The sequence below is a fragment of the Allobosea sp. AK1 genome, assembly GCF_006714945.1.
Lineage (GTDB): Bacteria > Pseudomonadota > Alphaproteobacteria > Rhizobiales > Beijerinckiaceae > Allobosea > Allobosea robiniae.
On sequence record NZ_VFMG01000001.1, the window covers coordinates 2,264,409 to 2,276,906 of the forward strand.

Genomic DNA, 12,498 nt, shown 5'->3' on the forward strand with positions numbered 1-12,498 from the left:
AGAGCTCCCGGCACCCGCCGGACCGCGGCGCTGATGACGATCAGCGCGCCAGCATGGCCGCGACGAGCGGAGTCAGGGCCGTCCCGATCGCCCGGGTATTGACGGCATCCAGATGCACGCCGTCGACCTTCGAGGCCACGGAAACGGACGCGGCATCGAAGAAGGAGCAATCCGCGCGCTCGGCGACAGCCTTATAGAGCGGTGCCAGCTTTTGCGATTCCGCGATGCTGCGGCCGCCGCCGGGCTGTCCGTCCGGCGCCCGGCTTGCGCCGAAATGGGGCGGGCTCATCAACAGGATCGCTGGCGGCTGGCGGCCATGCGGATAGGTCCGCACGATTTCCACAAGACGCGCCATGCCGAACGAGGCCCCGAGCGCGCTGCCGCAGACATGCGGCTTCAGATCGTTGGTGCCCAGCATGATGATCACGAGATCGAGCGGAGCATGGCTGCCGATGAGAACAGGGAGCACGCGCGTGCCGTTGCGGTCGGCCGGCCCGGCGTGATCGTCGAAGCAGGTCGTGCGACCGCTTAGCCCTTCGGCGATGACCCGCACATCGGCAAGTTCGGCCTCGACGACGCTGGTCCAGCGATCCGCGTGACGATGCCTGGCTTTGGCCTCCGGGTCTCGGCCCCAGGTCAAGCTGTCGCCGAATGCCAGAACCTGCTTCTTCTCGATCATGTCGACCCCGACAACTGCCTATGTGACGGAACAGGCTGGGCCGGCCAGCGCACTGGCTTCGAGCTGCCGGCCCCGTCGAGCGAACCGTGCGCTGGCCGATCTAGGAGGCGGCCGGACTGAACCTCCGGGACGTCGATTCCCATGCGATCCGCAGATGGTCTCGCATCAGGTCCGAGGCCTCGTCGAGACGACCCCGTTCGATCGCATCCAGGATCGCCATATGCTCGGTGAAGTTCTTTTCAACGCGCACACGCCCGCTTCTCCAGTTGTACATCGCGAACCGGCGCAGTCTGCTCTGGAGGCGAACGGCTTCTCGATAGAAGCGATTTCCGGAAGCGGCTGCGAGATCCTCATGGAAAGCGGCATTCGTCTCGAACAGCGCCACGCTCATGTCTTCCGTCCAGGCCTTCTTGAGAAAGATCTCATGCGCGGCGCGCGTGTCGTCGAGCCACTTGCGAGACACGCTGAAGCCGGGCTCCAGCAAGGCCGCGGGCTCGATCACCATCCTGAACCGATAGCTTTCATCGACGATGGTCAGGTTCCAGTCCGTCAGGAAGCGCCAGCCATAGCCCGGCTTCTTTTCGATCATGCCGAGCCCCGCCAGACGTTCCAGGATCGGGACGAGGGCGGCCCGGGCCACGCCGTATCGCTCAGCCAGTTCGACGACGGAAAACTCGTCGCCCAGCTCCTGCCGATCCCTCTCGGTTGCGATCCGGAGAACCAGCGCCTCCTCCCGGGCGGCTGAAGGCGCCAGCTCGCGGGTCTCGCTTCCGGTGCCGCTGTCATCGGGCAGGTTGACCAGCACAACGCCGGTGCCCGGGCGCCGCAGCACCACGCCATCGTCCTGGAGAAGCGCGAGAGCCGTCCTGATCGGCGTGCGGGACACCCCCAGCCGCAAGGCGATCTGCTGCTCGTTGATGCGGTCGCCGGGACGCAACCCTTCGTGCCGGACGAATTCGAGAATCCGGTCGATCAGCCTGCGCTGCAGATTGGTCAGGGCGCGGTCAGTGTTCATTTGATTCCAGAAAAACATTCTGTTACATGATTGTCGACGACCACTAGTGCAATCGCACCGGCGAAGGAATCGAACATGGCCGCTCCCGTTGAATGTCCGACGATCGAGGTTTCCGGCGCGCCGCGCGAGCAGGGTCGCCAGTACGGTGAGCAGGCCGCCGCCCGCATCAGGCTGGGCGTGCAGCATTATACCGATCAGATCCGCAAGAAGAACGTCAGCCAGGCAGTCATCGAGGAGACCGCGCTCGGCTTCGAAAGCAACGTGGCGGCTTTCGACGCGAACTATGTCGAGGAGATGCATGGGATCGCTGAAGGCGCCGGTGTGAATTTCGCCTCGGTCATGTTGCTGAACGCCAGGACGGAACTGCTCAAGCTCGCTGGCAGGACCGAGGCAAGCCGCGAGCTTCATGATGAGTGCACCGGTCTGGTTGTGCTGCCCAAGGCCTCCAAGGAGGGCGCCTTGATTCATGCCCAGAACTGGGACTGGAAGACGGAGTGCGTCGACACGGCCGTTGTCCTGAAAATCAGGAACGAGGATGGGCCGGACATCATCACCTTCACGGAAGCCGGCGTGCTCGCGCGCTTCGGGTTCAACACCGCCGGCATCAGCATTACCGGCAACTATCTCGAATGCGAGCGCGACTACCGTCGTCTCGGCGTTCCGCTGGCGCTGATCCGCAGGAAGGTTCTCGAGCAGGACCTGCTCGGCCGGGCGATGCACGCGGTCTATACGACGCCCAAATCGGCCTCGAACAACATCATCGTGACGCAGAGCGAGGGAATTGCGATCGATTTCGAATGCGTGCCGGACGAGACCTTCATGATCCAGCCGCAGGATGGCCTGATCGTGCACGCCAATCACTTCCAGAGCCCCGTCGCCCTGTCGAAGCTGACCGATACCGGCATCGCCAACATGCCGGATTCGCTCTATCGCGACACCCGCGTGCGCGAAAGCCTGGAGCCGCATGTCGGGCAGATCACGGTCGATCACGTCAAGACGGCGCTGTTCGACGACTATCAGTCGCCCTGGTCGGTCTGCCGGCCGCCGCGTCCCAGCTTCTCCGGCAACAACCAGTCCGTGACCGTGGCGATGATCGTCATGCAGCCGGCGAAGGCGATCATGGACGTGGCCCTGCTCCCCGCGCTCCATCGCAATTTCACGCGCTACACCCTCGCGCCCAAGAACGTGGCGGGCAGCACCAGGTCGGCGGCCTGATCGACCGCGCCTGCCGCGGCAATCGGCAGGTCCAGTGAATCTGAATCAAAAACAATGAGGGGCGTCATGAAGAAGCTTGTCATCGTCCTGGGCCTGCTGGGCGCTGCGCTTCCCGCGGCAGCTCAACAGCCGGCGCTGCGGATTCGGCTGGGCGCCGATGCGCGCACGCTCGATCCCGGCACCAATCGCGACGCGATCACCGATGCCATCCAGACCAACCTGTTCGAAGGGCTGGTCGCCTTCAGGGACGACAGCTCGGTCGGGCCGGTGCTCGCGAAATCCGTCGCCGTCTCGGAGGATGGCAAGACCTACACCTTCGTGCTGCGCGACGGCGTCAAGTTCAGCAACGGCGCACCCCTGACGACCAAGGACGTCCTCTTCGCCTGGCAGCGCTATACCGACCCGAAGACGGGCTGGCGTTGCCTGAGCGAGGTCGACGGGCGCGGCGCGGTCAAGGTCACTGGCGTCACGGCGCCGGACGACAGAACAGTCGTCTTCACGCTTGAAAAACCCTCGGCGCTGTTCCTCGCCACCCTGGCCCGGCCCGATTGCGGCGGGACGGGCATCTTCCATTCGAGTTCGCTCAACCCGGACGGGAGCTGGCGCGAGCCGGTGACGACCGGGCCCTACAAGCTGGGCGAGTGGAAGCGCGGCCAGTTCATCCGCCTCCTCGCCAACGAGCATTATACCGCCGGCCCCGGCCCGCGAGACGGCCTCACCGGCAACAAGACCCCTCTCGTCGCGCAGGTCGATTATCTCGTCATCCCCGACGAGGCCACGGCGAAGGCCGCGCTGCTGTCGAACGGGATCGACATCAACTGGGATATCGCCGCGAGCGATCTCCAGGAATACCGCGCGCGCAAGGACATCGTCATCGAAAGCGTCCCGACGATGAGCATCAGCGACCTTCTGATCCAGACGAAGGACCCGTTGCTGTCGGACGTCCGGATGCGCTAGGCCATCCTTCTCTCGCTGGACCTGGAAACCATCGCCGACGAGGTGACCGGTTCGCAATCCAGGGCGAGCCATTCGCCGATCCCGCGCTCGAGCGCCTATCACAAGGCAAAGCAGGCCGCTCCGATTCACCGGGATATCCCGGCGGCGAAAAAGCTGCTGGCGGAGGCGGGATATCGCGGGCAGGTCATCAAGCTGCTGGCGAACAAGCGCTATCCGGAGATGTTCGACCAGGCGATCCTCGTCCAGGCGATGGCCAGGGAAGCGGGCATCAATATCGAGGTCGAAGTCGTCGACTGGGGCGTCCAGCAGGATCGCTACCTGGCCGGCAACTACCAGATGATGTCGCACTCCTTCTCCGCGCGCCTCGACCCGTCGCTGTCCTTCGAGATGTTCACCGGCGAAAAGGCCACCCAGCCCCGCAAGGCCTGGGACAGCAAGGCGGCGGCGGATCTCGTCACGCGCAGCATGGCGATCGCCGATCCGGCGCAGCGCCAGGCGATCTTCGACAAGCTCGAGGACATGTACCGCGCCGAAATTCCGATGATCACGCTGTTCTCCGGCACGCGCCTCAGCGCCTCCAGGAGCAATATCGAAGGTTACAGGAGCTGGGCACTCGGCACGCCCCGCCCTTGGGGCGTATCGATCAAGCGGTAAGGCTCACGGCCTCGTCATGCAGGACGGCCGCCCCGGGTCTCGAAGCCACATCGGAAGGCGGCGTCAGATTGTTCTGGAGGAGAGCCGAAAACGACAAGGAAATCGCCTACTGATTTCGAAACGGAAAAGGCCCGGAACCCATCGGCGATGGCTTCCGGGCCTTTCCTTTCGCCCCACCGCAAGGGCAGGGCGAAAAGATGGCGGTATGGATCAGCGCTTGCGCTTGGCGCCGACCAGTTCGTCCCACTTGCGGAAGGCGACGACCATCTTGTCGGGCTTCAGCGGCAGTTCGATCGGGTTATTGGCGATCAAGTCGGCATATTCGGGCCGGCCGAACTCCGCGATCACCTCCTGGCTGCGCTGCGGCGCGAGCGACAGCGGCACATTCTTCACCGCCGGGCCGGGATAGAGATAGCCCTCGTCATAGGAATAGGCCTGCATCTTCGGCGTCAGCACATGCGCCATGATGTCGAGCACGACGGCGAGGCGATCGTTCGGGATGCCCTTCGGCACGCACATGAAGAAGGCGTCCGAGACCCAGTGGAAGCCCTTCAGCGTCTGGATCTTCGCTTCCTTCGGCACGATGCCGAGCGCGCGCGGATTGATGTCCCAGCCCGTGGTCGAGATGATGATGTCGCGCGAACCGTCGCCGAACTCCTTCATCGTGGCGCCGGTGCCGGCCGGATAATACTCGATATATTCGCCGATCGCCTGCAGATAGGCCCAGGTCTTGTCCCAGCCATTGACCGGGTCCTGCGGGTCCTTGTCGCCGAGGAGATAGGGCAGGCCCATCATGAAGGTACGGCCCGGCCCCGAATTGGTCGGGCGCGCATACATGAACTTGTTGGGGTTGGCCTTGGCCCAGGCGAGCAGCTCCTCGGCCGTGGTCGGCACCTGCTTGACGCGCGCCGGCATGTATTCGAGCAGCGGCCCGGACGGATAGTAGTTCACCACCGTGCCGAAGCCTGCGCCCTGCGCCTTGTGCAGGTTGAGCGCAGCCGGCTCGTAGTTCTGCTCGATATTGGGGAACTTCTCGGCGAAATCCGGGAAGATCTTGAGCCAGAGATTCTGTTCGAGGCCGGCCGCGAGCCCGTCCGAGCCGGTCAGGATGAGGTCGAGATCGGAGCGGCCCGCATCCTGCTGCGCCTTGATCTTGCTCGCCAGTTCCGGCGCCGGCGCCTTCACATAGGTGATGCGCGAGACCAGCTTCGGATTGTTCGTGCGATAGTCGTCGAAGGCCTGCTGCATCAGCGCCAGCGCGCCGCCGACATCGATGATGTTGATGCCGACCGGCGCGGAAGGCAGTGCCGGCACGGCGGCCAGCGCACTGCCTCCGCCCAGGGTCAGCGCGCTCAGCCCGCCCAGGACGGTACGGCGATCCACGCCTTTCGGAAATTCGCTCATGATTCTCCCCTTCTTGCTTTGGTTGGTGACGTCTTCAGGCGGCAAAATCGCGGCGCTCGCCGCCGATGCGAGCGTTGCGGACATGGAGATCCGGCGACCAGTCGATCGCACTCTCCGGCAAGCTGATACCGGCCCCGGCCAATGCGCCGGCGATGCAGGCGAGCGCATGGGTCGAGGCCATCGCGACCGCTTCGTCGGGCGTCGCGATACCCCAGGCGACGACGTTGCGGACGGCATCGTCGAGCTTCAGTGCCGAACCCGCCAGCGAGGTGCCCCCGGGCTGGCGCACCGAGCCGTCGGCGGCGAGATCGACCGGCATGCCGGCGAAGCTGTAGCGGCCGGGCACCGCGCCCGCCGCGACCACGGCATCGGTGACGAGGATCGAACGTTCGAAGCCCTTGGCCCGGATCAGGCTCTTCAGCGCCTTCGGATGGATATGGATGCCATCCGCGATGAAGCCGGCCATCAAACGATCCTCGGCGAGCTGCGCAAAGAGCGGATTGACCAGCTTGTGCATCTGCTGCGGCAGGCCGTTTCCGAGATGGGTCGAGAGCGTTGCTCCCGCGGCAGCGGCGGCCTCGACAGCCTCGAAATCGGCGGCCGAATGGCCGATCGCGACGATCTTGCCCATCCCTGCCAGCTGGCCGGCGAGCGCGACACCGCCCTCGACCTCCGGCGCCAGCGTCACCATCAGGATCGGCCGCGACAGCAATGTTTCGAGATGTGCGACAAGGTCGGCGGTCGCCGCCGTCATCGCGTCGGGCGGATGGCAGCCGGCATAGCCGGCCGACGGGTTCAGGAACGGGCCTTCAAGATGATAGCCCGGGCACATCAACGGCCCGAGCCTGCTTCCTGTCACGGCCGCGTCGAGCGCCCGGAAGCGCTGTTCAAGCTCATGCGGATGCGCCGTGATGATCGTCGGCAGGCAGATCGTGACGCCCGTCGCCAGCATCGCCTCCAGCGCCCGGTCGAGTTCGGCCGCAGTGATCGTGCCGGAGTTGAAATCCACCCCGGCAAAGCCGTTCACCTGCAGGTCGACGAGGCCGGGCGTGCGCATCCTCAGCCTTTCCGGCTCAGCAACGAGGCAGCCGGCGGATCGATGAACAGCACGGTCCGCTTGTGCGTCTGCAGGATCGAGGCCGGGCTGAGATTGCTGACCGGGCCTTCCAGCGCCGCCTTCGTGGCCGCGGCCTTGCGCGTGTCCGAGACCGAAAGGACGATCAATTCGCTCTTCAGGATCTGGCGGATGCTCATCGAGATCGCCTGTTGCGGCACGGCGTCGAAGCTCGGGAACCAGCCTTCGCCGAATTGCTGCTGCCGGCAGGCATCGTCGAGATTGACGACCAGATACGGCTCTTCCGTGTCGAAATCGGCCGGCGGATCGTTGAAGGCGAGATGGCAGTTCTCGCCGAACCCGGCGAAGCAGACCGCAATGCGCTTGCCGGCGATCCGCTGGTTGAGCTGCTTCACCGCCGCCGCGGGATCACCCTCGCCTTCGACCGGGATGAAGGTCGGTGCGTTCTTCAGCGGGGCCATGAAGCGCTCGCGCAGATAGCGCCGGAAGCTCGCCGGATGGCTCTCGGGCAGGCCGACATATTCGTCGAGATGGAAGGCCGTGACCTTCGACCAGTCGATGCCCTCCGCCGCGACGAGATGGTTCAGCATTTCGAACTGGCTGGCGCCGGTCGCCACGATGATCGTCGCCTCGCCATGGCGGGCAAGCTCGTCGCGGATCGCCTGCGCACCAGCCGCCGCCGCCTGCCGGCCGAGCTCTTCCTTGTCGGAAGCGACATGCATCTCGATCATCGAATTTTGAACCTTTTGCGTCAGAAAATTTCCGATATTCTGAAAGCGAGCTTATGAAGCTTCGGCCGAAACGCAATGATTAATTTTGAACGCAACCGTTCCGAATAGAGCCCGCCTTGTCCCTGCTGACGCTCGACGAAACCCGCCTCGCGCTCGCCCATGACCGGGATTGCGCCCGGATCTACCGGCTGATCCTCAATGGCGAGGCCCATTCCCGCGCCGATATCGGACGTATCCTGCAATTGCGCTCGACCAGCGTCTCGCGCGTTGTCGGAGATCTCATCGCGCGCCGCCTCGTCATCGAGGCCACCGGCGAGACGAGCGGGCGCGGGCGGCCACCGGCGATCCTCGTCGCCCATACCCGCCGCATCGGCGCCTCCGTGATCTATGTCTCCAGCCAGTCGCTGTCGGGCGCGCTGGTCGATCTCAACGGCCATCTCGTCGCCGAGCGCCGCCGCCCCATCGCCGCCGATGCCGACAACGCCGCCATCGCCGAGGCCATGGCCAGGCTGGCAAGGGACCTCCTCGACGCGATGCCGCCGGGCATGAGCCATGCCGGCACCGCCGTCTCGCTCTCCGGCCTGATCGACCTGAAGCAGGGGCAATGGCTCTTGGCTTCGCGCTGGCCGCGCATGCGCGGGCTCGACATCGCCGCGGTGCTCGAACCCGTGGCTGGCCCGGTCACGATCTGCCGCAATCTCGATGCCGAACTGCGCGCCCGCGCCGCCCGCGAGCCCGAGAATTTCGCGGGCGGGACGATCCTGCTGCACTGGGGTTGGGGCGTCGGTCTCGCCTACGCGGTCGACGGCGAGCCCTTCGCACCGACCGGCTCCTTCGGCGAGATCGGCCATTGGCGCCTCGCCGCTCTGGGGCAGCGCCGCTGCGGCTGCGGCAACACCGCCTGCCTCGAAACCGGCGCCGCGCTCTGGTCGCTGCTGCCGGCGCTGCGCCGGCATTGGCCCGATCTCGACCAGGACGAGGTGCGTCTCGCCCGCCAGCTCGCCGGGCTCGACCTGCTGGCCCTGCCCGAACTGGAGATGGCGGCAGCGCTGCTCGCCCGCGCGCTCGCCAATGCCTGCCGCCTGCTCTTCCCGGCCCGGATCGCGGTCAGCGGCCCCTTCTCCGCCAACCCGCAGCTCTGGGCCCGGTTCAACACCCTGTTCCGGGCAGAGGGTACAATGGACGGCTTCGCCGTGCCCGATCTCGCCGGCGTGCCCGCCAGCCATCTCTACGAGATCCACGGCGCCGCCGCCCCCCTGCTCAGCCGCGCGGCCGAGGCGCTGCTGCTCGAACAGGCCTGATCGACCCGCTTCGCCATGTCCCGGCGCGGTGCCAGCCATGCCGCCGAATCCGCTGGCGCCCCCCAAAGTGGTGCACTAGTATCCCAGTCAAATGCTCCGGATGCCGCTGATGGCATCGCAAAAGAGAGCCGCAACCCAGGGAGAGATCATGAACCATCCGACACGCCGCACCGTCATGGCCGGAGCTGCCGGCCTCGCTGCGCTGAAAGCCGGCGGAGCACTGGCGCAGAGCGCGCCCGTCTCGCTCAACATCATCGATGTCGCCGGCAATCTTCAGCTCACGCAGGCGGCCATCGAGAAATTCGGCAAGGACAATCCGAAGCTGATCTCGCGCCTGAATTTCTCGCGCGCGCCCTCTCCGGAACTGCCGGCGAAGCTCAAGGCGCAGCAGGCTGCCAACCGGGTCGATATCGACCTCGTGCTCACCGGCCCCGGCGCCATGTCCGACGGCATCCAGCAGGGGCTCTGGGTTGATGTCTGGAAGTCCCATGCCAAGGACCTGCCGAAGCCCGAGGAGGTCTATCACGAGCAAGCGCTGATGATGCAGCGCAATTTCGGCCAGAACGAGGGCGTCGCCGTCGTCTATTCGCCCTCCGGCCCGCTCTTCGAATACGCGCCCGATCGCCTCAAGACCGTGCCGAAGACGGCGGAAGAGCTGCTTGCCTATGTCAAGCAGAACCCGAAGCGATTCACCTATGCCCGCCCCATCAATTCCGGCCCCGGCTGGACCTGGCTCATGGGCCTGCCCTACATCCTCGGCGATGCTGACCCGACCGACCCGATCAAGGGCTGGGACAAGAGCTGGGCCTATCTCAAGGAGCTCGGCACCGGCATCGACTACTATCCGGGCGGCACCGCCGCGACGATGAAGGAGCTGGGCGAAGGCACCCGCGACGTCATCGTCTCGACACTGGGCTGGGACATCAACCCGCGCGTGCTCGGCATCGTGCCGAAGGAGGCGAAGGTCTTCGTCCTCGCCAACACGCACTGGATTCCCGACACCCAGTTCATGTGCATCCCCAAGGGCGTCCCGGCCGACAAGATGCCGGCGCTGGTCGCGCTCATGGCCTACATGCTCAAGCCGGAAGCGCAGGCCGTGACCTACGACAAGGGCTATTTCTACCCCGGTCCGGCGGTCAAGGGCGTGACGCTCGCCATGGCGCCGCAGGAGAGCCGCGATATCCTCGCCGAGTACGGCCGGACGGAATATGACGGGCTGATCACCAGCCTGCCGACCCGCCCGCCCTTGACGCCCGAGCGTCTCGTCGCCGCCTTCCGGCGCTGGGACCAGGAGGTCGGCGTCGGCCACGGCGCGCCGCAATAGCGATGAAGTTCGCCGCCATCGGCCTCGACCACCGCCATATCTACCATATGGTCGGTGGTCTCCTCGAAGCCGGCGCGACCTGCGTCGGCTTCGATCCCGCGACCAGCGACGAGCGCGTCCTCACAGGCTTCCGCGAGCGCTTCCCCGACCTGCCCGAGAGCACGGCCGCCCGGCTGATCGACGACCCGTCGATCGACCTGATCGTCTGCGCCGGCATCCCGGCGGAGCGCGCCGCGCTGGCCGTCCGCGCCATGCGGGCCGGCAAGGACGTGATGGTCGACAAGCCCGGCGTCACCGATTTCGACCAACTCGCCGCCGTCGAGCAGGCGGTCGCGGAGACCGGCCGCATCTTCTCGATCTGCTTCTCCGAGCGCTTCACCGTTCCAGCCACGCTCATCGCCGGCAAATTGATCGCGGACGGCGCGATCGGCCGCGTCGTGCAGACGCTCGGCATGGGCCCGCACCGGCTCAACCGCGCGATCCGGCCGGGCTGGTTCTTCGACAAGCGCCATTATGGCGGCATCCTCACCGACATCGCCTCGCACCAGATCGATCAGTTCCTGCATTTCACCGGCTCGGACGATGCGGAGATCGTTGCTTCCGGCACCGGCCATTTCGGCGTGCCCGACCTGCCCGATTTCGAGGATTTCGGCGAAGTCCTGCTGCGCAGCGACCGGGCCGGCGGCTATATCCGCGTCGACTGGTTCACGGCCGACGGCCTGCCGACCTGGGGCGACGGCCGCCTCACCATCCTCGGCAGCGAAGGCACGATCGAGCTGCGCAAATATGTCGACATCGCCGGCCGCCCGGGCACCGACCATGTCTTCCTCGTCGACAAGGCCGGCACCCGCCATATCGACGCCTCCAGCGAACCGCTGACCTACTTCCACAACCTGATTGCCGATATCGGCGCGCGCAGCGAAACCGCGATGAGCCAGCGCCACGTCTTCACCGTCTGCCGGCTCGCGCTGGAGGCGCAGGCCAAGGCGGTATGGCTGCCGGCGAAGCCCCGCGATTGAGGAAGCACCTGACATGACACGCAAGCTCGGCATCGCCGTGATCGGGCTCGGCCCTGCCTCCCTGCCGCATTCGAAAAGCCTGCTCGACCTCGCTGATCGCGCCGACACGCGCTGGGCCGTGAGCCGTACGCCCGATCGAGCCAAGGCCTATGCCGGGCAATTCCCGTTCCCGACCACGACCGATCTCGACGCCGTGCTGGCCGACCCGGCGGTCGATGCCTGCATCGTGCTGACACCCCCGTCGAGCCATCTCGACGTCTCCGCGCTCTGCCTCGAAGCCGGCAAACATGTTCTCGTCGAGAAGCCGCTGGAGCTGACCAGCGAACGCGGCCAGCGCCTCGTCGACACCGCCCGCCGGACGGGCAGGACCTTCGGCGTGACCCTCCAGCACCGCTTCCGCCCGGCCAGCCTGCGCCTGAAGGCCGCCCTGCAATCGGGCGAGCTCGGCACGATCGAAGCCGCCTTCCTCTCCGTGCCCTGGTGGCGCCCACAGAGCTACTATGACGAGCCCGGCCGCGGCACGCTCGGCCGTGACGGCGGCGGCGTGCTGCTGACCCAGGCGATCCACTCGCTCGACCTGTTCCGCTCGCTTGTCGGCGTATCGAAAGTGGTCGCGGCGCAGGCCCGCACGACCGCCCTCCACCGCATGGAGACCGAGGATTACGTCTCCGCACTGCTGGAGACCGGCAACGGCGCCCCCGCCACGCTGGTGACGACCACGGCCGCCTATCCGGGCTATCCCGAGCGCATCGAGATCACCGGCACCAAGGGTTTTGCCGCCCTCATCGGCGGGCGCCTGCGCCTCGCTTTTCTCGACGGGCGCGAGGAGATCGTCGAGGCCGAGGGCTCGACCGGCAGCGGCGCCAACATCATGGATTTCCCCCATGACGCGCACCGCGCCGTCATCGCCGATTTCCTCGATGCGATCGAACAGGGCCGCGACCCCGTCGTCACCGGCGAGGAAGCGCTCGCTTCACAGCGCCTGGTCGACGACATCCTGAAGACCGCCAGGCGCAGTGCCTGACCCCATCGGTTTCTTGACTTCCCGATGATTTGGGGTGTCTTGCCGGTGATGAAACGCCGTCATTCCGGGCTTGACCCGGAATCCATCGTAGAGCGCGGAG

At 66.1% G+C, this 12,498-nt stretch carries 10 protein-coding genes and 1 pseudogene; 6 read left to right on the top strand and 5 right to left on the bottom strand.

Translation table 11 applies throughout. The annotated features are described in order from the left end of the window. Positions 1 to 40: 40 nt before the first annotated feature. Both FHT98_RS11220 and FHT98_RS11225 read right to left on the bottom strand, forming a co-directional pair. On the bottom strand, positions 41 to 679 hold the full coding sequence (locus FHT98_RS11220; protein ID WP_142114073.1) for an SGNH/GDSL hydrolase family protein: 639 nt from the start codon (positions 677 to 679) through the stop codon (positions 41 to 43). Between the two features lie 100 nt (positions 680 to 779). Next, complete coding sequence (locus FHT98_RS11225) at positions 780 to 1,880, bottom strand: GntR family transcriptional regulator (RefSeq protein WP_210244363.1); 1,101 nt, start codon at positions 1,878 to 1,880, stop codon at positions 780 to 782. On the opposite strand from FHT98_RS11225, the gene FHT98_RS11230 reads away from it, so the two are divergent. Then, positions 1,770 to 2,909 (top strand): C45 family autoproteolytic acyltransferase/hydolase, encoded by a 1,140-nt coding sequence (locus FHT98_RS11230; RefSeq protein ID WP_142114074.1) that lies wholly within the window; start codon positions 1,770 to 1,772, stop codon positions 2,907 to 2,909. The two genes, FHT98_RS11225 and FHT98_RS11230, sit on opposite strands and share 111 nt — an antisense overlap. A 66-nt stretch (positions 2,910 to 2,975) precedes the next feature. After that, a pseudogene (locus FHT98_RS11235) lies at positions 2,976 to 4,520 on the top strand (ABC transporter substrate-binding protein). 210 nt (positions 4,521 to 4,730) lie between these two features. Here the strand turns inward: FHT98_RS11235 and FHT98_RS11240 are convergent. From FHT98_RS11240 to FHT98_RS11250, 3 genes are read right to left on the bottom strand one after another with little or no spacing between them, the layout of a single operon-like run. Beyond that, positions 4,731 to 5,924: an extracellular solute-binding protein gene (locus tag FHT98_RS11240; RefSeq protein WP_061966052.1), complete on the bottom strand. Its 1,194-nt coding sequence runs from the start codon at positions 5,922 to 5,924 to the stop codon at positions 4,731 to 4,733. Positions 5,925 to 5,958: 34 nt separating this feature from the next. Continuing rightward, positions 5,959 to 6,981: an N-acetylglucosamine-6-phosphate deacetylase gene (locus tag FHT98_RS11245; RefSeq protein WP_142114075.1), complete on the bottom strand. Its 1,023-nt coding sequence runs from the start codon at positions 6,979 to 6,981 to the stop codon at positions 5,959 to 5,961. A 2-nt stretch (positions 6,982 to 6,983) separates the two neighbouring features. Continuing rightward, complete coding sequence (locus FHT98_RS11250; protein WP_113584121.1) at positions 6,984 to 7,730, bottom strand: 6-phosphogluconolactonase; 747 nt, start codon at positions 7,728 to 7,730, stop codon at positions 6,984 to 6,986. Positions 7,731 to 7,846: 116 nt separating this feature from the next. On the opposite strand from FHT98_RS11250, the gene FHT98_RS11255 reads away from it, so the two are divergent. From FHT98_RS11255 to FHT98_RS11270, 4 genes are all read left to right on the top strand, one after another. Then, a complete protein-coding gene (locus FHT98_RS11255; RefSeq protein ID WP_185745130.1) occupies positions 7,847 to 9,031 on the top strand; it encodes an ROK family protein in 1,185 nt (394 codons plus the stop codon). A 148-nt stretch (positions 9,032 to 9,179) separates the two neighbouring features. Further along, positions 9,180 to 10,355, top strand: a complete 1,176-nt coding sequence (locus tag FHT98_RS11260) for an extracellular solute-binding protein (protein ID WP_142114077.1) — start codon at positions 9,180 to 9,182, stop codon at positions 10,353 to 10,355. 2 nt (positions 10,356 to 10,357) lie between these two features. Next, positions 10,358 to 11,374 (top strand): Gfo/Idh/MocA family protein, encoded by a 1,017-nt coding sequence (locus tag FHT98_RS11265; RefSeq protein WP_142114078.1) that lies wholly within the window; start codon positions 10,358 to 10,360, stop codon positions 11,372 to 11,374. A gap of 13 nt (positions 11,375 to 11,387) precedes the next feature. Continuing rightward, positions 11,388 to 12,398 carry a Gfo/Idh/MocA family protein gene (locus FHT98_RS11270; RefSeq protein WP_142114079.1) on the top strand — a complete coding sequence of 337 codons (1,011 nt, stop codon included), beginning with the start codon at positions 11,388 to 11,390 and terminating at the stop codon, positions 12,396 to 12,398. The last annotated feature ends 100 nt before the right edge of the window (positions 12,399 to 12,498 follow it).